The sequence below is a fragment of the Deinococcus metallilatus genome (genome assembly GCF_004758605.1).
Taxonomy (GTDB): Bacteria; Deinococcota; Deinococci; order Deinococcales; family Deinococcaceae; genus Deinococcus; species Deinococcus metallilatus.
Window position 1 is genome coordinate 974,479 of sequence record NZ_CP038512.1, and the last position, 18,022, is coordinate 992,500.

Below are 18,022 nucleotides of genomic sequence, written 5' to 3' on the forward strand. Positions count from 1 at the left end.
GCGTGCCGCGCACCGCGTACTGCTCCTTTATTCCGGCGCCACTTCCAACTCCGCCGGAACCGTTCCCCCCAGTGCCACCCAGGCGTTCAGCAGGTCGTCCGGCACCGGCGCGTGCAGATGGAGGGGTTCGCCGGTGACGGGGTGGGGGAGGGTCAGGAAGTGCGCGTGCAGGGCGTGGCGCGGCATGACGGCACTCTCGCGCCCATACACCGGGTCGCCGAGAATCGGGCTGCCCAGGTGCGCGAGATGGACCCGGATCTGATGCGTGCGGCCCGTGCGCGGCTGGGCACGCACCAGCGCCAGCGTGCGCCCGTGTCCGTCCGGGTGCGCCTCCAGCGGCGTGAAGAGGGTCTGGGCCTCGCGGGGACTCGCACCGCCGACCGTCATCCGCTGCCGGGCAGTGGGATGGCGGCCGATGGGGGCGTTCACGTGGACGGGGCCGGGCGCCTTCCACGTTCCGGCGGCAATCGCCAGGTACGTCTTGCGCGTGTCGCGGTCCTTGAAGGCGGCGGCGAGGCGGGCGTGGGCCTCCACCGTCTTGGCGACCACGATCACGCCGCTGGTGTCCTTGTCCAGCCGGTGAACGATGCCGGGGCGGTAGCCGTCGGGGCCTTCGGCGCCGGGTTGTTCGGGCAGCGTCATCCGGCCCAGCAGCGCGTTCACCAGCGTGCCGGAGGTGACGCTGGGCGCGGGGTGCGTGACCATGCCCGGGGGCTTGTTCACGGCGATCAGGTGGTCGTCCTCGTACAGCACGTCGAGGGGCACCGCTTCGGGGGCGACGGTGGCATCGGGGGGCGGGGGAACCTGCACCGTCAGCGCCTCGCCGCCCCTGAGCTTCAGGCTGGCCTTCTGCACCACCACGCCGCCGACCTGCACCTGCCCGCCCGCGATCCACCCGGCGACCTGTGAACGGCTCACGCCCGCGAGGTCGGCCAGTACGGCGTCCAGGCGGCCCGGGGTGGCGGTCAGGTCGAGGATGGGGGGCCGGTCGGTCACGGCGGGCAGTGTACCGTTCCCTCCGGTTGCGGTTGAGGCGGCCTTCACCATCCCCCTCCGGTGATCCAATCCGGCGCGGGCGGCATACAGCCAGGTGAGTGCGGGAAGCTTCGGCCCTCACTGCACGGTTTCCGTCCCCTTTCTCGCCTCTCCCTTCCGGCCCCGCCGGTCGTGCTCCCAGGAGGTCCTCCCATGCCCAACATCGGTGCCCCGGAACTCATCGTCATTCTGCTCGTCGCGCTGATCGTGTTCGGACCGCGCAAGCTGCCGGAACTCGGCAAGAGCCTGGGCCAGGGCCTGCGCGAATTCCGCCGCAGCACCAGCGCCGTGACGGACGAACTGCGCCAGGGCCTGGACAGCCCGGCCCCCGCGCCCGCGGACAGCGCGCCCAGCGTGATCGTTGCCGCTCCTGTGCCTGCCACCCAGGTGACCGTTCCGCCTGCGGCCACCTCCCGTCCCGAGGGCCTGCAAGGTTAAGGTGTCCCCAGGCACCCCCACACGCGCCCACCGCGCCCGGCCTGTTAGGCTGCGCGCGACCCATGACGCCCGACGCCCTGCCCCACAATGAGCCGACCGATGAAGCCCTTCTTCAGGCGATGGCGGCCGGGCAGGAGGAGGCGCTCCGGGAACTGCACCGCCGCCACGCCCGGCTGCTGTACGCGCTCGGCCACCGGATGCTGCGCCAGCGCGACGACGTGGAAGCCTGCGTGCAGGACGCCTTCATGAATGCCTGGCGGCACGCCGCCCGGTTCGACCCCTCGCGCGCCAGCGTCAAGACCTGGCTGGTCAGCATCGCGCACCACCGCTTCCTGCAAGAACTGCGCGACCGCCCCCAGCCCGCCCTGGAACTGGAGGAATGGGACGCGCCGACGCAGGCCCCCGACCCCACCGACCGCGCCCTGGCAAACCGCGCCGTCCAGGCTCTGGACGCTGCCCAGCGCCAGTTGGTTGAACTCGCCTACTATCGCGGGTACTCTCACTCGGAGCTGGCGACCCTGACTGGCCTGCCCATCGGTACCGTGAAGTCCCGCCTGCGCGCCGCCCTGGAACGGATGCGGGTCCATCTGACCGGTCCCGCGGCCCGTGGGGAAGGGCGGGACGCTCTGGAAGGAGGTGAGCACGCGTGACCATCGACCCGGATCAACTGACCGCCTATGCCCTGGGCATCCTCCCCCCGGAGGAAGAGGCCCGCGTGCAAGCCGCCCTGGAGAGCAGTCCCGAACTTCGCGCCCAGCTCCGCGCCGACCGCGAAGCCCTAACCGCCCTGGCCGAGTCCCTCCCCGCGGTAGACCCCCCGGCTGGAGCCGAGGACCGCCTGCTGGTCCGTGTGGCCGCCGAGCGGCGGGCCGAGCCCACACCGCTCCCCCCGGCTCGCCCCACCTCCTGGCTGCTTCCAGCCGCCCTGGGTCTGGCCGCCGCGCTGGCCCTCGCCTTTGTGCTGCGGCCTCCCACCGATCCGCTCCAGCGGTATGCGAGCATTCCCGGGGCCACCACACGGGCGGTCACGGTCAGCGGCGGCACCGTCGGGCAGCTCGTGCGGATGCCGGACGGCCGGGCCTACCTGTATCTCAACCGGCCTGCCGAGGCCGGGCGCGTCTATCAGATGTGGCGGATGCAGGCGGGTGTTCCGGTTTCGCTGGGCGTCTTCGACGGGCAGGGCTTCCTGCTGCCCGGTCTGCCGCCCGGAGCCACCATCGCCGTGAGCGTCGAGCCGCCAGGCGGGAGCCCCCAGCCCACGACCGCCCCGATTCTCGTGCAGCAGCTCTGACAGAACTGCTGACCGCCTCACGGAAACGCCAGGCCACCAGAGCCTCCGCGCAGGGCTGTCATGGAACCGGCCCTGCGCGGAGGCTCTGAAGGAAGAAAACGCCTATCGCGACGAGGACTCGGTCTTCAGCGGCGGTACCCGCAGCCCGCCGCGCCCGTCCCAGCCCTTGAAGGCGTAGAAGCGGCCCGGCTCGCCCGTCTTCAGGTAGTCGCTGAGCGGCTCGCGCATCGGGGGCGATTCCAGCAGCTCGACGGCCTCGTCCGGGGGGCAGAAGCGCGCCTCGACGATGAACCCGTCGGGATCGGCGGGATTGAGCAGGCCTTCCCAGGTGGCCTCGAAGGCGACCGCAATCGCGCGCTCGCCCCGGCGTTCGTCCTCGATATGCACCGTGTAGGCCATGTGCTTGATGCCGGTGAGCTTGAGGCCCGTCTCCTCCGCGATCTCGCGGTAGAGGGCTTCCAGCAGCGTCTCACCGGGTTCGACCACGCCGCCGGGCAGGGTGTGGCGCACGCGCCCGAGGCCCTGCCAGTCGTTCCCGACCAGCAGCACCCGCCCGAACCTGTCCCGCAGCACGCCCGCCGCCACCAGCAGGTCACGCCGCGCCATAGGTTCCCCGTCCGCCCTCGTCCCCCTGCATCTCCAGGAGTTGCCGCTCCCGCTCGTCGCGGGCCAGGGCCGCCACAATCGGCGCGAGGCCGCCCGCCATCACGCTGTCGAGCGCGAAGTTCTTGACCTCGCCTTCCAGCCGGTGATCCGTCACGCGGTTTTGCGGATAGTTGTAGGTGCGAATCTTCTCGCTGCGCTCGCCGGTGCCGACCTGCGAGGCCCGCGTCTCGCGTTCGCGTTCCTCCCGCGCGGCCCGTTCCCGCTCGGCCAGGCGCGAGGCCAGCACGACCAGCGCCTTCTCGCGGTTCTTGATCTGCGAGCGGCCGTCCTGGCAGACCACGACAATCTCGTCCGGGGTGCCGGGCCGGTACACCGCGCGCACCGCCGAGTCGGTGGTGTTCACGCCCTGCCCGCCCGCGCCCTGCGAGCGGAACACGTCGATCCGCACCTCCGAGGGGTCGAGCGGCACCTCGCCCTGTTCGGCTTCGGGCAGCACCGCCACCGTCACCGTGCTGGTGTGGATGCGGCCCTGCGACTCGGTGGCGGGCACCCGCTGAACCCGGTGAACACCGCGCTCCCACTTGAAGGCGCGGAAGGCGAAGTCGCCCGTCACCTCCGCCACCACCTTGCTCGCGCCGCCCAGATCGCTCTCGGAGGCGTCCAGCACGTTCAGCTTCAGGCCCGCGCCCTCGGCGTAGCGGGTGTACATGCGCAGCAGGTCCACCGCGAAGAGTGCGGCCTCCGCCCCCCCGGCCCCGGCGCGCAGTTCCAGGATCACGTCCTTCGCGTCGTCGGGGTCGGTGGGGAGCAGCAGCACCTCCAGCTCGGCCTCGATCTGGGCGAGGCGGGCGGTGAGGCTTTCGACCTCGCCCTGCGCCAGGTCGCGCATGTCGGGGTCGGCCAGCAGTTCGCGCGCGCCCTCCAGATCGCCCAGCCGCGCCGCGTGTTCGCGGTACAGCGTCACGAGGGGCGTCAGCTCGCGGTGACGGCGGGTCAGGCGGGCATATTCGCGGGGGTCCGCCAGCATCGCCGGGTCGCCCAGCGCCCGCTCCACCAGGCCGAATTCGGAAGCCAGTTCCTCCAGACGGCCCAATCTCAGACCAGCACCTACCACGGCGGACACAACCCGGAGACGTTCAGGACACTTGACACAGGCATCATGGACCCAGTCTACCGTCCCCCTCCCTAGACGACCGGAAGGCAGGCAACAGGGGCGTGCGCGGGGCCTGGCGCTACAGTCACCCGCATGAGAACCGTCACGGTGGGCCTGCTGGGCTGCGGCACGGTGGGCCAGAACATCCTGCACCTTTTGGAGCGGCGCAAAGCCATTTTCGACAGCCTGGGCGTCCAGATTGAAGTCACCGGCGTCCTCGTCCGTGACGCCAGCAAGCCGCGCGACGTTCCGCCCGGCACGCCGCTGACCCGCGACCCCACCTTCCTCCAGGAAAGCAGTGTGGTGATCGAGGTCCTGGGCGGGATCGAGCAGCCGCTCGCCCTGCTGCTGCCCTACCTCCGCAGCGGGCGGCCCGTGATCACCGCCAACAAGGCGCTGCTGGCCGAATGCTGGGACGAGTTGCGCGAGCATGCCCTGGCCGGGCGCCTCTACTACGAGGCCAGCGTGATGGCCGGGACGCCGGTGATCGGCCCGATGAGTACCGTGCTGCGGGCCAGCACCTTCACCCGCTTGCAAGCCGTGCTGAACGGCACCTGCAACTACATCCTCACCCAGATGGAAGGCGGCAAGACCTACGCGCAGGCCCTCGCGGAAGCGCAGGCCCTCGGGTACGCCGAAGACCCCCCCACCCTGGATGTCGGCGGCTTCGACACCGCGCACAAGCTGACCGTGCTGGCCCGCTTCTGCGCCGACGGGGACTTTCCCTATTCGGCGGTGGAGGTGCAGGGCATCGAGGACGTGACGCTGGAGGACGTGGCGGCGGCGCGGGCGGCGGGCGAACGCATCAAGCTGGTGGCCGAGCTGTGCTGTGCAGGCGAGGGCTGGCGGGCCACCGTCTCCCCGCAGCGCCTCCCCGCCACGCATCCTCTGTGCAACGAGGGAGCCAGCCGCAACGCCCTGCTGTACGAGGGGGAGGAGTGCGGCTCACTGATCTTCGCGGGAGGCGGCGCGGGGGGGATGGTCACGGCCTCCGCGATGGTGGGCGACTTGCTGGACTGGCTGATCGGGTTTCCGGGGCACGTGCCGCTGCATTAGGCAGAAGGGCGGGGAGGGGGATGGCCACCGCCAGGCTGACCTCAAACCAGGCATTCGGGCATCCAGTGGCCTCTCTCCGCCCGGCCCGTTCACCCCCACCCGGCCTCCCCCTCAAGGGGGAGGAGTTTTTTTGTCGCTCCACACGTCGTTTCTTCTTTATGGGAGACTGACATTCATCACTCAGCCTGCAAGGGGAGAGGGAGAAAAAGACCCTCTGGACAACGAGTTTGCTATTGCACATCAAGCGTCTCAAGGGGGAGGAGCTTGTTCGCCTTTCTGCGTGTCGTTGCCCCTACTCCCGCACCAGCACCACCGCGCCGCGCCCCGCGACCTCCACCTCCGCCTCACCGCTCAACTCGTAAACCTGCCCGGTCAGGGCGTCGCGGTACTGGCCGGGTTGCACCTCGCAAAGGGGCAGGCGGGTGGCGTTCTGCGCGGCATTGATGGCGACATACGCATTCCCGCTCGCGTGTTCGCGGGCGTAGACCAGGCCCTCGCCTTCCGCGTGGGTGACGCGGAACTCGCCCCGGCGCAGGGCGGGGGTGGCGTGGCGGACGGCCGTGAGCTTTTGCAGCAGGCTCAACGTCCCTTTGTCCCAGCCCGCCTCGTCGTGCCAGGGGAAGGCGCGGCGGCAGTCGGGGTCGGGGCCGCCGGGGAGGCCGATCTCGTCGCCGTAGTAGATGCAGGGGGCGCCGACGTAGGTCATCTGGAAGACGCTGGCGAGGCGAAAGGCGGTCGCGTCACCCCCTGCCGCCGTCAGGAAGCGGGCCGTATCGTGCGAGTCGAGCAGGTTGAGCTGTGCCCGGACGATCTCGGGGTGATACAGATGTGTCACCTCGGTCATCCGGTGGGCGAAGGCGGCGGCGTCCATCGGCTCCACGCGGCCCAACCCGGTGTACTCGTTCAGCGCCTGCGTGAGGGTCTGCGCGGCGAAAAAGGCCAGGCAGGGCCGGGTGAAGTGGTAATTCATCACCGCGTCGAACTGGTCGCCTTGCAGCCAGCGGTGCGCGTCGCCCCACAGTTCCCCCACGATGTAGGCGTCCGGGTTGACCGCCTTCACGCGGCGGCGGAACTCGCGCCAGAACTCGTCGTCGTCGATCTCATTGGGCACGTCGAGCCGCCAGCCGTCTATTCCGAACTGCATCCAGTAGGTGCCCACCGAGAGCAGGAACTCGCGCACGGCGGGATTGTTCGTGTTGAACTTGGGCAGCGCGCGGATGCCCCACCACGCCTGGTAGTTGGCGGGTCGGGCGTCGTCGTAGGCCTGTAGCGGCCAGCCGTCCACATGGAACCAGTCGCGGTAGGCGCTCGCCTCGCCCTGTTCCAGCAGATCGTTGAACTGAAAGAAGCCCCGGCTGGCGTGGTTGAAGACGCCATCCAACACCACCCGGATGCCGCGCGCATGGGCCGCCTCAATCAGCGCCCGCAGTGCCTCGTTGCCCCCCAGCATCGGGTCCACCTGAAAGTAGTCGTGGGTGTGGTAGCGGTGGTTGCTGGCCGACTGGAACACTGGACAGAAGTAGATGGCGTTCACGCCGAGCGCCTGAAGGTGGTCGAGATGCTGGGTGACGCCCCACAGGTCGCCGCCCATGTACCCGTGAATCTGCGGCGGGCTGCCCCAGGGCTGGAGGTTCAGGCCGGTGATGCGCCCGCTGCGCGCGAAGCGGTCGGGGAAAATCTGGTAGAAGACGGCGTCCTTGACCCATTCGGGGGTGAGGGGGTGCGGTTCGGGCGACATGCGCGGCAAGGATAGCGGAAGCGTTTCACGGCAACCTTACAGGCCACCTTCCTGCCCCAACAAAAAGGCCCGCGCCTCCTCCGCGTCCCGAACCTCCCCCAGGGCCTGCGCCTCCGCGACGGCCCGCAGCGCCTCCCCGATGGCGGGACCGGGCGGCACGCCCAGCAGCGCCATCACGTCCCGCCCGGTCAGCAGCGGGGGAGGGGGCGCAGGCTGCTCCTCCAGCGCGGCCAGCACGCGCTCCAGACCGAGGGCGTAGGCGTGGCGGGTGGCGGGCGTGCTCTGCGGCCCCCGCGCGGCCTCGCGGTCGGCCAGCATCAGCCGGAGGAGATCGGGCAGCAGCTCGCGGCGGCGGTGGACGAAGCGCCGCGCTTCCCGCTCGCTGATCGGCAGGTGCGCCATGTGGGCACGCACCAGGGCTGTCACGCGGTCCACCTCCGCCGCAGGCAGGCGCAGCCGGGTGAGGGCCTGTCTCGCCAGTTCCGCCCCCACCCGCTCGTGACCGTAGAAGGTGGTGCGGTCGGGGCGCATCTCCGTGTCGCGCGTGCGCGGCTTGCCGACGTCGTGCAGCAGCGTGGCCCAGCGCAGCGGCAGGTCCGCGTCCGGAAAGCGGGCCAGGAGCTGATGCAGTGCCTCCAGTTCGTGCCCGAACACGTCCAGATGGTGAAAGCCGCCCTGCTGCACGCCCACCCCCTCACGCAGCTCGGGGAGGGTGAGGGCCAGCAGGCCGAGGTCCTCCAGTCTCCTCACGCCGCGTGCCGCGTCCGGGTGCGCGAGGAGGGCCTGAACTTCATCCCGCACCCGCTCCAGCGCGGGCATCGGCAAGCGGACTGCGGCAAGGTCGGCGGCGACCTGCCGTACCGCCGCCTCCGTGGCCGCGTCCATCCGCAGGCCCAGCGTGACCTCAAAACGCACCGCCCGCCAGGCCCGCAGGGGATCGTCCCGCAGATTGGCCTCCGACACCATCCGCAGGCGCCGCGCACGGAGGTCGGCCTGCCCGCCCGCCGGGTCGAGCAGCTTCCCGCCTGCTGTGAGGGCGAGCGCATTCACGGTGAAGTCCCGCCGCCGCAGGTCATCCGCAACATCGTCCGGCTGCGGCACAAAGTCGTGCTGGACGCCTTCAGGGACGTGAACGCGCCAGTAGTCACGCGCCTCGTCCAGCGGGAAGGCTGAACCGCCCACCTGTGCGGCCAGCTCGCGCGCCGCCTGCGCCGGGTCAGGCACCGCCCAGTCGAAATCCTTGGGGGCTACGCCGCGCAGCCAGTCGCGTACTGCACCGCCGACCAGCAGCGCGCCCACCGGGAAGAGGGGCAGGGGAGGACGGCGGCGGAACATGCGGACATGCTAGCGGCTGGGCGTGGCCCGGCTTGCCAGGAGCCTGGCAAGCCTTGCCTCGGCCCCTTCCCTCTGCTAGCCTGTGCCCGCTGAGGGGGCTTAGCTCAGCGGGAGAGCATCCGCTTTGCAAGCGGAGGGTCAAGAGTTCGAATCTCTTAGCCTCCACCAAGAAAAACCGCGCCTGGTGCGCGGTTTTCTTTTTGCCTGGCGAGGTGCTTTCGGGCCATTTTGGGGGTCGTGACCAACCGCCCGAATTCCTGGAACGCGTCCCGGAGGAGGTTCTCGGGAAAATTCCCCGTCGTCCCAAAGAGTCTTTCTACAGCTGTAGGTGTCCGTGGTCCCTTGGGGCGCTGCCGCGCTGGGGGAACAGCTGTAAGGAGACGTGCCCACGTCGTTGAGGAGCGGGCGGAAGGTCGCCTGGTCCAAATACGGACGACGCGCGAACGCGGCCTGGGATCAGCGGCTGTAGCTGCTAGGAAGGCGAAGGTTGCCGTCGACGAAGACAACCGCGATACGTGTGGGAAACGCCGCTGGTTGATCCTCAAAGCCATGTAGGACGGGTGCCTCAAGCGTGAGGTTACTCATTGCATTGGCTGGGGGCGTTTTCTTCTCAGTCAGGTCAAGGATGCAGAGCACGCCGAGCTGGCCGCCGCCTGCAGATGTGTACTGCGTTGGCTGCCGCACGAACCGCTCAACCAGCTTCCGGCGGTCCTTCACACTCTTCTCGACCTTGAGTTCGACGGTGATGCTGCGGTACTGGATGTCCGTCTCGCCGTTGCCCTGCCAAGGCGCTTCTTTCACGTCCTCGCCGAGGAGCATCCGCAGGTGATTGAGTAGCGTTTCCTGGAACTCGGCCTCCGTGACGGTCTGGCCGCGCTTGTCGTCGTACAGGCCCTGCTGGAGATTGAGCGACTGGAAATTACACACGGCTCCCAGGATCTCTGCGAAGTCGCGCTGATGGGCAAGGTCGACTTTGGGGAGCTCCGACTGGACCTGCCCCATGATGTCCATCATGCGACGATCGACCGATCGGTAGCGGGAGTACAGGGGTGCAAGCCGTTCATCGAGTACGTGGGCGTGCAGCTCGTGGTAGCCAACGATCGTGGCGGGCGTGACGACTGAGGGTTCATCATGCTCGAAGGTCGCACGCAGACGCAGCACCAGCGGCTCCGATGCCATGCTCTGCGCGTACATGAACGTGACGCTGCCTGTTAACTGAGCCTCGGCCGCCTGGCCGGACGGGGGACGCTCCATGGGCGGCAGGTGCAGATGGTACTGCTCGGGCGCGAGTGTCGTAACGTGCTCGAGCCGCAGACATCGCGCACCTGCAGGCCAGTCGGGCACAGTCAAACGCGCGTGAACGGCGTACACGACTTCTTTCTGAAAGACGTGGGGCGAATTCCACGGACGCTGGTCAACGTCGAACAGCGCCTTCACGACGTACGGCCCCACTGGTGTGTGGGTTGTTGCGGAGCGTGAAGGCCAGGGGGCCGGACGACGGGCCGGGCCAGGTCGGTAGTGCGGGATAGGTACGGCCTGCAGGGCGTGGACGGCCTCGGGGACATCCTTGAGCTTCTGCACGTTCTCGATCGCCTGGAACGCGCAGCGCGCCGTGTCTCTGAACAGCGGGAAGGGGCACCCATCGAGTTCCTCCGCTGCGGCATATGCCCGTGCATGCGCAGCGTGTAGCCGCGCCGTGGCAGTCGGATCAGCCTTCTGGAGGGCATCTACCCACTCCATCACGAACGCGGCGCTCTCTGCGAGGGCGCGAACCACAACCGTCGTGACATCCTCCGCACCCTCGGGCACCTCGTCATGCTCAGCGTCAAGGTCGTCGTCCTGCTGGAATCTGGCGGGAAGCAACGTGAGGGTGGCGCGCAGGTCGTACGCACACATCCCGGCGCGACTGACCTTAAAGTTGGTCAGCGCGGTCAAGAATGCTGCCCGCCAGCGCACGTGCGTCGTCATGGTCGAGGTAGTACTCATCGTCCTCCTGTTCAGCGAGTCGGGCTGCGTCGTTCGCCGCGTCCAGCGCGAGACTTGGGCGGTCTTGAAGGGTGAAGGCTTCGGTTTGGCACGTGGCACAGATCATCAGGGCGCGCCGCGCGAGCCACGCGTGACGTCGGGTAGGCGGTTGCGCATGGGCAACGCCGCTGGCGACACGCGCAGCGTCACCGTACAGTTCGAAGTACACAAGCAGATCGGTGACCTCGAGCGCAAAACGGACGTGCTCGAATACCTTCGCGTAGCTCACGGCCAGCTTCTGAATTGCGGCTACATGGGCGGCGATGACATCTCTTGGCAACTGAAAGAACGACCTGAACAACTCGTCATCATGCAGGGATTGTGCGTTGAAGACGTCTGGCGGTTTCCGCTCAAGGTGTGACAGGGCCGTCTTGAGGTACTGAGGTGCCCATGCAGGCGTTACGTGCCAGGCGAAGTCCCGGAGGGCGTCGCGCGCAACGTACTGATCCTTATGCTGGCTGTGCAGCACGAGAATCTGGCCGATCACGTCGTCGGTGTCGTTGCCCAGTTGCCGGGCTATACGGAATAGCGGCTGCCTGAGATCGCGCAGGGTGTACGGGTCCTGCTGGACGAATGCGGTGTTGAGGACCAACAGCCCCTTGAAGATGTCAACCAGTTGCGCCTCGTCACGCGGCTCCAAGACCAGCATCGCGGCGGCCGCTCGCTGACAGACCAGGACATACTGATCGTTCAGATACGTGACAAGGAGGTCTGTCATGTTGGGCGGAACGCTATCGGGATGTTTATGGAGCATCCGGCTGACGCTGGAAATGGCGTTTGCACGAACCAGCACTGAGTCGAAGTCCGTGAGAAGTCGGTACAGCGACGGAATGACTTGAGGCGCCAGATGACGCTGCTCGCCGACAGTGCCGTACAGCGTTGCCAGTTCAGCCTTGACGGCCGACTCGGCAGCATCAAGGCTGCGCAGGTTGGGCGTGATGTCATCGAGCCGTTCGAGTACAGCCCCAGGTGCGAGATGGGTCACCGAGTCCAAAGCGCTGGCCAGGCCCTGCTGGATCAGGCGGCGCGCTGAGGCGTCTGCCTGACGCTGAATACCCTCCAATAGCGTCGCGGGCGCGCCCTGGTCAGTCTTCCGTTCCTGCACACACAGGACGAGGGCAGCAAGCAACGCATCGAGGTGGGGGAGGAGCACGCTGCCCCAGGCCGCGCTGGCGTCGCGGAGCGTCAGCGCGGCCTTCGAGCGCGCCTCCAGCGGCACCTGCGGGTCACCGAGGACGTGCAACAGGAACTGGATAGCGAGCGCGACGGGCGCTTCGGGGGCCGTCTCAGCGTCCTGGTCGCGTGCGGCACGCCGCAAGACACGCTCGTGTACGCCGAGCAGCTCAACGTACGCCTCATCACTAAGCACGGGAATGGCGGCGTCGATCAGGCCCTGCAGGCGCGCGGGATCCTGACAGTACAGGCTCGCGAGCCGCGTACAGGCCATTGCGTCGGCTGGCTCCTCGTACCCGTCGTCGTCAAGCTCGAGCGAGTCGATCATCGCTTGTGCCAGCGTCCAACCCAGTTCGTGCCGTCCGGGCAGCAATTTCGCGAGCGCGTGGAATGTATCCACCCGGACCTGTTTATCGTTGGTACACAGGCGCCGCTCGAAAGCGAGCGCAACGGCATCTGGGGTAACCGCGTAGACCTGCTCGAGCGCGAAGGTGCAGCCCGCGTAGTCGTGGCCTCCATCATGGTTACGCCAGTGGAACCGGTACATCTGCGCTGCAAGGAGCGCGTCGAGGTCATCGTCGACCAGCTGGCCGCCGGTCTGGACGTGCAGGCCAAGCAGACGGGCCGCGGCGTCGGCGTTGCGCTGATTTTGCACACACCATCGTGCTGCCTCCAAGGCGACATCGTGGACGCTTCGCGCTGATGTGTACTCCGTGAGATTCGTTACCGTCTGGATGCAGGCCACACCATGCACCTTGTCGGGAAAGTGACTACACAGCACCTCGACCGCGACTTCGATGAAGAGTTCCGGCGCGACGCGGCTCGCAGCGATAAGCTTCGACGCGGCGTCCTCGTGACGGGTCTCATCGTCGAGCAGCAGGACGAACTGGAGAACAGACTGCACGGTGACATGCTCCGTGTGAAACGCGTTGGTGACGTCACCGCGCACAAGTTCACGCAGGTGTCGCTTCGCGTCTTCAACATGGGGCGGCGGAGCCTTGGCTGAGGCACGGTGCTGCTCAAGGATGACGTGTCCGGCGCTCGGAGAGCCGACCGGGGCGTGATGCGGGCAGCCGTCGCAGGATCTCACGACGAAGTCTTGAGCGACGAAGTGCAAGTCGTGCCCCATCATGCCGCCGGGTGGGGCATGGACGCACTCGATGCCCATCATGCCGATCGGCAGGCCGGTCACCTCAGCGAGGAGTCCACGGCTGTGCTGCTTGATGGTGAGGTGGGCGCACCAGTTGGTCAGCTGGGGAAGCAGTTCGGCGTTCTGCGCGCCCTGCTGGATCATCTTCTCCTCAAGTGCATTTCGGCGACGGTTCTTGGCCACTATATAGGATTGTACACTAGACATTACGCTGGTAGCAGAACGTGGGGGCAGGCTGGCTATCCAGACGGACCGTTCTTCACCAGCACGTCCAGTGCGCGGCGCGTCGGCACATGGGGTTGCACCAGGTGGGGTGCGAAGACTTTGCGATACAGGGCCGATGCGGTGGAACGGCAGGAACGATCTCCCTCCATCCGCTTCAACTGCCGGAGGTCACCTCACGGGGAGCCTTCCTGGCGTTCACGAGGTCGCTGAGGTTGAGGGACCACTCGTCCTGCTCGCTCTCGTAGACCGTGCGGTACACGTCCGCAGTGAAGGAGGGTCTCGCGTGCCCCAGCTTGCGGCTGACGACCTCGAGGGGCGCGCCGCGGCGCAGCATCAGGCTCGCGTAGGTGTGCCGCAGCCCGTGGACGGTGATCGGGGCGATCTCCGCCTGCTCGCAAAACTGCGTCAGGTAACGCCCAAGATTTTCCGGGTTGAGCGCCACCTCGGTCAGGCCGGTGAACACGTAGCCGGTATCAACCCAGAGGTTCTTGCGGACGTAGGTTTTCGGGTGTCCTTTGACCGGGCTGGGGGAGAGGGCCTCCCGTTCGAACCGCTGCTGTGCCTGCTGACGGCGCAGGCAGTCGAGCGCCTCGCCCGAGAGCTTCACCTTCCGGGCACTCTTCGCGGTCTTGGGCGTGCTGACCTGGGTCTTGCCATTGATGGACACCAGGTTCTCACGGATGTGTACGGTGCCCTTCTCCAGGTCCACGTGGTCCCACTTCAGGCCGCAGGCCTCACCGCGCCTCAGCCCGGTGTGCAGCATGAATTCCAGCACCAGCCCCCAGCGGTCGCCCCGCAGGACGGGGAGGAGCTTCAGGACCTCCTCTGCCGTCAGGGCCTTGCGGGGTTCCGCGACCACCTCGCGCCTGACCTTGCCGGGCCTCACGGCGGCGGTCGGGTCGCTCATGATCAGCTCGAGGCGCAGGGCTTCCTGAAAGGCGCCGTGCAGCACGTTGTGGACCTGCCGCAGCATTGAGTCCCCGAGGCCCTTGGCCTTCAGGGTGTCGTACAGGCCCCGGAGATCGGCGGGACGGATCTTCTGGAGCGGCTTCCTGCCGATGTGGGGCGTGATGTGCAGCGCGTCCAGCTGCTGATAGTTGTGCGCGGTCTTCGCCGCGACGCTGTTCTCCTTGGCCTTCCGCCAGCGTTCGAGCCACTGGGAGGTGGTGATGTTGTCGGGCAGGGCGGCCTGGCCCCGGAGGTGGTCGGCGAGCGCCTGGGTCATCCCCTGGAACGCGGCGTCGCGGTCGGGTGCCGTGCCACTGCGGCGGATGGGCGTCCCGTCCGGGGTCAGCCCCACCGTGATGCGCCAGCGGTAGCGTCCGCTGGACAGCGTGTCGATGGTACCGCGCCCGTTCTCGGTCTTCTTGTCCTTGACCTTCTCGTCATGGTGAACTCCCCGGTGTGACCTCCCGAACTGTGAGCCTCAGCTCCAGGTGGGCGAGCAAGTCACGCAAGATGGGAGGGACCGTGCCGCCTCGACTGCCCCCGTTTAGGGCCCGGGAGACTTCCTGGGGTGTCCTCCCGGACGTGGTCGGCGGCGACGCCCTTGGCGTCCAGCAACGCGTGCCCGGCGTGGACGACGGTGATACCTCGCCGATCTCCGTCTGATAGCCTCGATGAGGTGCCAGGTGCGCAGGGCACCCGCCTTAGCGACAGTGTCGAGGATCGCGCGGCGGGCCGGGGACATGTGGGGGAGAGGGGGGCGCGGCATGATCCGAGCCTACGGACCCCCCCCCGGGTCATCAGATTGTGGACACGGGGGCAACGCGCGTCCCCGTCCGGGTTGGACACAGGGGGGGTTCAGAGGAGGGGCAGAGAGGTGACGGATGAGGGCCTGCGGTGAGAGGGGAGGATGTTCACCCCCCACCTGGAGAGGCTCGAAATGGACCAGAAAAGACAGCGACGACACGTGCTGCGGGTTGATCGCCGCAGTTACGCACAGTTGCAGGCGGCGGTGCAACAGGGCCTGCTGTTGCCCTGTGACACCGTGGTCGGCAGCATGCGCAACGGGACCGTGTACAGACCTGCACCCTGGTCGCTGCAACACCAACAACTGCTGGACGACGACCGATTGCAACTCGGCGACCTGGTGATTCAGGGGGCGATGACCCATGTTCCCGCTCCGGAGTTTCGGGCCTTGGTGCAGGCATCGCCGACATACATGACGTACCCGGGGCTGGCGCCGCTGGTCCAGCAACTGCGCGACCAGACCCCCGCATTCAAGGACGATCTCTGGCAGGCCGGGCTGCGGGCAGCGGTGGCCGCAGGGCGGGTCACGGTGGGCGTGAACGGCACCGTCGTGGGACCCGGACCGGCCTACAGATGGTTGCCGCAGGAGACCCGCCTCACCCAGCATCTCGGCCACTGGTTCGTGTTGCTGGCGTTCGAAGCGGAGGCAACGCCCCGAACGACCTCGACGTTGGTCGCCGGGGTGGACGTGGGCCTCAACCCCCTGGCGACAGCCGTCTGCCGAGACGTAGCCGTGGCGGGGATCAGGCGGGCAGACCTGCGGGGGCTACGGATTGAGGAGCGCCTCCTGGGGGAGCACCTCCTGTATGCCGCTGCCCGCGGTGCGCTATGCGACCTGACCAAATGGCTCGCCGAACGGGCGGGCGTGGTCGTGGTCGAGCACCTCGACCTCACGACGTTCGCCTCGCGTTACCCCCAGCGGTCGAGGGAACATGCCCTCACCGACTGGCAGATGTCGTGGCTCCCCCAGGAACTCCACGCGCGCGGTATCCGCCTCGCCCGGGTGGACCCGGCCCGCACCAGTCAGATGTGCTCCGTTTGCCCCTCGTTCACCCTCGGCACCCGCGTCGGGCGTGTGTTCGAGTGCCCAAACGGTCACCAGATCGACGCCCACATCAACGCGGCCCAAAACATCATCCGCCGCTGGTGGGCCACCCGCCGCCGCGCCCACCAGGCCTGATCACGCCCCCTGGCCCCTCTTCCAGTTGCAATGGAGGCCCCACCATGCCCACACTGACCCACCGCCTGCGTCTCCACCCTGTACAACCTGCCGATCTCGCGGAGGCTGTCGCCCGGGGCGACCTCGTGCAACTGTGCGACGCCCCGCTCACCTACGCGCCCGCCCGTGGCCAGGTCACCCTGTTGACCGACGTCGAGTTGCAGTTCGGCCCGATGCTGCTGCCCGACTGGTACGCCATGTTGCACGAGCGGGCGTACATGGCCGTGATCGTCGGCAGTCCCGGCTACCAGCAGTACCCGGGCATGGGCGACCTGCTCGCCGCCGCGCTGAGGTGTGACCTGGTCGCGGTGCATGCGGGCATCCGCGCCGCTGTGGCGGCTGGCCGACAGCCGGAACGGGTGGCGTCCCTGGTGGACGATACCCACCGCGCGATGACGTGGTGTCCCGACCGGACCACGGTCATGGTGGAGGACGGAGACGTGTTCATCCAGTTCCTGTTCAGCGAGCCGAGTGCCCCGCCCGGCACCGACGGCGGGGACGAACCCCTGGCGCGGCCGGTCACCATCTGCGTGCCTGAGGCTGGAGCCGTGACGTGCGCCGGGGCCAGCATGGTGATGCCGCTCCCCGGAAATCTCCCGGACCTGACCCCGGCGGGCGCCAGCCCCGCCGAGATCATCGTCGCCCAGTGCCTTGAGTTTGCTGTGGCCCGTGCGGACGTCGGCATCGTCAGCGCGATGACCCTGCTGGACGCCACATCGGTCGTGGTGCTGCTGCCCTCCCAGTTTGTCCCGGTGTCGGGCCGGGCCGAGCTGCTCTATACCTGGGCCAGCGAGTGGGTGCTGGCCCGCTGCGCGGCGCAGGGCATTCCCTGCCGGGTGGTCAGGGTCCAGGCGGCCCGGGCCTGAGTTGAAGCAACTCCAGCAACGGCCCGGGGAGGTCGGGCTCCGGGTTCACCTGGCGGCTCACCCCAGGCGTGTGTCTCTGTCCGAACACCAAGGCTGTGCGCGGTGCGCCGCGTGCAACAGATGTGAGCGGGGTCGAGTGGAGCCGTCCATCCGCACCCGCCGCTCGACGCCCCGGCAGGTACGTACCGGCAGGCGGTCAAGCTGTTGGGGGTGTGGCGCCGAAGGCGCGGTGTCCTGCGAGTGACGGTATCCGCTACGATTGACAGTCATCCGGCCACAGCTTCTCGTGAGGCCGCTCGTTCACCGACAGGTACCGTTCTGAAAATCAGGCTGCTCCGGGCTGGCAGGGAATCAAATGGAAGAGAGTTCCTCACGACCCTGACCTGCCTCCCGTCAAGGATGTTGACAAGAGTCAGGCCCTCGGGCAGGTGAGCGGGAATGGTGACCTGGCGAGGCACGTAGGTATTGTTCAGAACGACCAGCGTTGTCCCCTCCTCGCTCGACCGCTCGAACATCACCAGGCGGTCCTCGGCGTACCGGACACGGAAGGTGCCCCGGCGCAGCTCGGGATGCTCGCGGCGCAGGGCGATGAGACGCCGCACATGGTCCCGCAGTTCAATGTTCCACCGCGCCTCGTCCCACTCCATCGGCGCGCGGCAGCCTGGGTCGTTCGCGCCCGTCATGCCGTTCTCGTCCCCGTAGTAGATCATCGGCACGCCTGGGTAGGTCAGCAGCAGCGTGTACAGCAACTTCGCGCTCTCCACGTTCCCCCCGCACTCGGTGAGGAGGCGGGCCGTGTCGTGGCTGCCCAGCAGCGTGAGCATGCCGCTCTCGATCTCTTCCGGGATCCGTTCCCTCATTGTCCCCAGGGCCCGGGCGAACGCGTCCGCCGTAAGCGCGTTTTTCAGGATGAAGTCGAAGGCGAGGTCACGCAGCCGGTAGTGCATCGCCCCATCGAAG

15 protein-coding genes and 1 tRNA gene (1 of these 16 cut by a window edge) are annotated in these 18,022 nt (G+C 68.0%); 7 read left to right on the forward strand and 9 right to left on the reverse strand.

Annotated features, from left to right (window positions below):
* Nucleotides 1-27 precede the first annotated feature (27 nt).
* Entirely contained in the window at nucleotides 28-1,047 is a 1,020-nt protein-coding gene (locus E5F05_RS10650; protein WP_129118609.1) for an RluA family pseudouridine synthase, read from the reverse strand.
* Between the two features lie 141 nt (nucleotides 1,048-1,188).
* Between E5F05_RS10650 and E5F05_RS10655 the strand changes: the two genes are divergently transcribed.
* The 3 genes from E5F05_RS10655 (at nucleotide 1,189) to E5F05_RS10665 (ending at nucleotide 2,764) form a co-directional block, all read left to right on the forward strand.
* Complete coding sequence (locus tag E5F05_RS10655) at nucleotides 1,189-1,473, forward strand: twin-arginine translocase TatA/TatE family subunit (RefSeq protein ID WP_129118610.1); 285 nt, start codon at nucleotides 1,189-1,191, stop codon at nucleotides 1,471-1,473.
* Between the two features lie 62 nt (nucleotides 1,474-1,535).
* The gene (locus E5F05_RS10660) at nucleotides 1,536-2,123 is read left to right on the forward strand and encodes an RNA polymerase sigma factor (protein WP_129118611.1); all 588 of its coding nucleotides are present in this window, start codon (nucleotides 1,536-1,538) and stop codon (nucleotides 2,121-2,123) included.
* Nucleotides 2,120-2,764 (forward strand): anti-sigma factor, encoded by a 645-nt coding sequence (locus tag E5F05_RS10665; RefSeq protein ID WP_129118612.1) that lies wholly within the window; start codon nucleotides 2,120-2,122, stop codon nucleotides 2,762-2,764. Before E5F05_RS10660 ends, E5F05_RS10665 begins: the two co-directional genes overlap by 4 nt.
* Nucleotides 2,765-2,866: 102 nt before the next feature.
* On the opposite strand, the gene E5F05_RS10670 is transcribed toward E5F05_RS10665, so the two are convergent.
* Nucleotides 2,867-3,370, reverse strand: a complete 504-nt coding sequence (locus tag E5F05_RS10670; RefSeq protein WP_129118613.1) for an NUDIX hydrolase — start codon at nucleotides 3,368-3,370, stop codon at nucleotides 2,867-2,869.
* A complete protein-coding gene (gene prfA, locus E5F05_RS10675; RefSeq protein ID WP_129118759.1) occupies nucleotides 3,357-4,469 on the reverse strand; it encodes a peptide chain release factor 1 in 1,113 nt (370 codons plus the stop codon). The genes E5F05_RS10670 and prfA overlap by 14 nt, the downstream gene beginning before the upstream one ends.
* A gap of 147 nt (nucleotides 4,470-4,616) precedes the next feature.
* Between prfA and E5F05_RS10680 the strand changes: the two genes are divergently transcribed.
* Nucleotides 4,617-5,579 carry a homoserine dehydrogenase gene (locus E5F05_RS10680; RefSeq protein ID WP_129118614.1) on the forward strand — a complete coding sequence of 321 codons (963 nt, stop codon included), beginning with the start codon at nucleotides 4,617-4,619 and terminating at the stop codon, nucleotides 5,577-5,579.
* Nucleotides 5,580-5,871: 292 nt separating this feature from the next.
* Here E5F05_RS10680 and E5F05_RS10685 read toward each other — a convergent pair whose 3' ends face one another.
* Together E5F05_RS10685 and E5F05_RS10690 are read right to left on the reverse strand one after the other, a co-directional pair.
* Nucleotides 5,872-7,317, reverse strand: a complete 1,446-nt coding sequence (locus E5F05_RS10685; protein WP_129118615.1) for a glycoside hydrolase family 13 protein — start codon at nucleotides 7,315-7,317, stop codon at nucleotides 5,872-5,874.
* Between the two features lie 36 nt (nucleotides 7,318-7,353).
* Nucleotides 7,354-8,652 carry a CCA tRNA nucleotidyltransferase gene (locus E5F05_RS10690; RefSeq protein WP_129118616.1) on the reverse strand — a complete coding sequence of 433 codons (1,299 nt, stop codon included), beginning with the start codon at nucleotides 8,650-8,652 and terminating at the stop codon, nucleotides 7,354-7,356.
* Between the two features lie 93 nt (nucleotides 8,653-8,745).
* On the opposite strand from E5F05_RS10690, the gene E5F05_RS10695 reads away from it, so the two are divergent.
* Nucleotides 8,746-8,820: transfer RNA gene (locus E5F05_RS10695), tRNA-Ala, on the forward strand.
* Between the two features lie 288 nt (nucleotides 8,821-9,108).
* Here the strand turns inward: E5F05_RS10695 and E5F05_RS10700 are convergent.
* The 3 genes from E5F05_RS10700 to E5F05_RS10710 form a co-directional block, all read right to left on the reverse strand.
* A complete protein-coding gene (locus tag E5F05_RS10700) occupies nucleotides 9,109-10,620 on the reverse strand; it encodes a hypothetical protein (protein WP_129118617.1) in 1,512 nt (503 codons plus the stop codon).
* Nucleotides 10,565-13,183 (reverse strand): hypothetical protein, encoded by a 2,619-nt coding sequence (locus tag E5F05_RS10705; RefSeq protein ID WP_129118618.1) that lies wholly within the window; start codon nucleotides 13,181-13,183, stop codon nucleotides 10,565-10,567. Before E5F05_RS10705 ends, E5F05_RS10700 begins: the two co-directional genes overlap by 56 nt.
* A 196-nt stretch (nucleotides 13,184-13,379) precedes the next feature.
* The gene (locus E5F05_RS10710; protein WP_129118619.1) at nucleotides 13,380-14,525 is read right to left on the reverse strand and encodes a tyrosine-type recombinase/integrase; all 1,146 of its coding nucleotides are present in this window, start codon (nucleotides 14,523-14,525) and stop codon (nucleotides 13,380-13,382) included.
* A 585-nt stretch (nucleotides 14,526-15,110) separates the two neighbouring features.
* Between E5F05_RS10710 and E5F05_RS10715 the strand changes: the two genes are divergently transcribed.
* Both E5F05_RS10715 and E5F05_RS10720 read left to right on the forward strand, forming a co-directional pair.
* Entirely contained in the window at nucleotides 15,111-16,157 is a 1,047-nt protein-coding gene (locus tag E5F05_RS10715) for a zinc ribbon domain-containing protein (protein ID WP_164973439.1), read from the forward strand.
* A 44-nt stretch (nucleotides 16,158-16,201) separates the two neighbouring features.
* Nucleotides 16,202-17,062 carry a hypothetical protein gene (locus E5F05_RS10720; RefSeq protein ID WP_129118621.1) on the forward strand — a complete coding sequence of 287 codons (861 nt, stop codon included), beginning with the start codon at nucleotides 16,202-16,204 and terminating at the stop codon, nucleotides 17,060-17,062.
* 266 nt (nucleotides 17,063-17,328) lie between these two features.
* Here E5F05_RS10720 and E5F05_RS10725 read toward each other — a convergent pair whose 3' ends face one another.
* Nucleotides 17,329-18,022 carry the 3' portion of a glycoside hydrolase family 13 protein gene (locus tag E5F05_RS10725; RefSeq protein ID WP_129118622.1) on the reverse strand. It continues 725 nt past the right edge of the window, so the window shows 694 of its 1,419 coding nt (coding positions 726-1,419); its start codon lies beyond the right edge, outside the window — the gene reads right to left on this strand; the stop codon is at nucleotides 17,329-17,331.

Excerpts from the sequence above, each read along its gene's own strand:
- E5F05_RS10650 (WP_129118609.1), bottom strand. The coding sequence starts at position 1,047 with ATGGTGAAGGCCGCCTCAACCGCAACCGGAGGGAACGGTACACTGCCC.
- E5F05_RS10655 (WP_129118610.1), top strand. The coding sequence starts at position 1,189 with ATGCCCAACATCGGTGCCCCGGAACTCATCGTCATTCTGCTCGTCGCG.
- E5F05_RS10660 (WP_129118611.1), top strand. The coding sequence starts at position 1,536 with ATGACGCCCGACGCCCTGCCCCACAATGAGCCGACCGATGAAGCCCTT.
- E5F05_RS10670 (WP_129118613.1), bottom strand. The coding sequence starts at position 3,370 with ATGGCGCGGCGTGACCTGCTGGTGGCGGCGGGCGTGCTGCGGGACAGG.
- E5F05_RS10680 (WP_129118614.1), top strand. The coding sequence starts at position 4,617 with ATGAGAACCGTCACGGTGGGCCTGCTGGGCTGCGGCACGGTGGGCCAG.
- E5F05_RS10685 (WP_129118615.1), bottom strand. The coding sequence starts at position 7,317 with ATGTCGCCCGAACCGCACCCCCTCACCCCCGAATGGGTCAAGGACGCC.
- E5F05_RS10690 (WP_129118616.1), bottom strand. The coding sequence starts at position 8,652 with ATGTTCCGCCGCCGTCCTCCCCTGCCCCTCTTCCCGGTGGGCGCGCTG.
- E5F05_RS10700 (WP_129118617.1), bottom strand. The coding sequence starts at position 10,620 with ATGACGACGCACGTGCGCTGGCGGGCAGCATTCTTGACCGCGCTGACC.
- E5F05_RS10715 (WP_164973439.1), top strand. The coding sequence starts at position 15,111 with ATGGACCAGAAAAGACAGCGACGACACGTGCTGCGGGTTGATCGCCGC.
- E5F05_RS10720 (WP_129118621.1), top strand. The coding sequence starts at position 16,202 with ATGCCCACACTGACCCACCGCCTGCGTCTCCACCCTGTACAACCTGCC.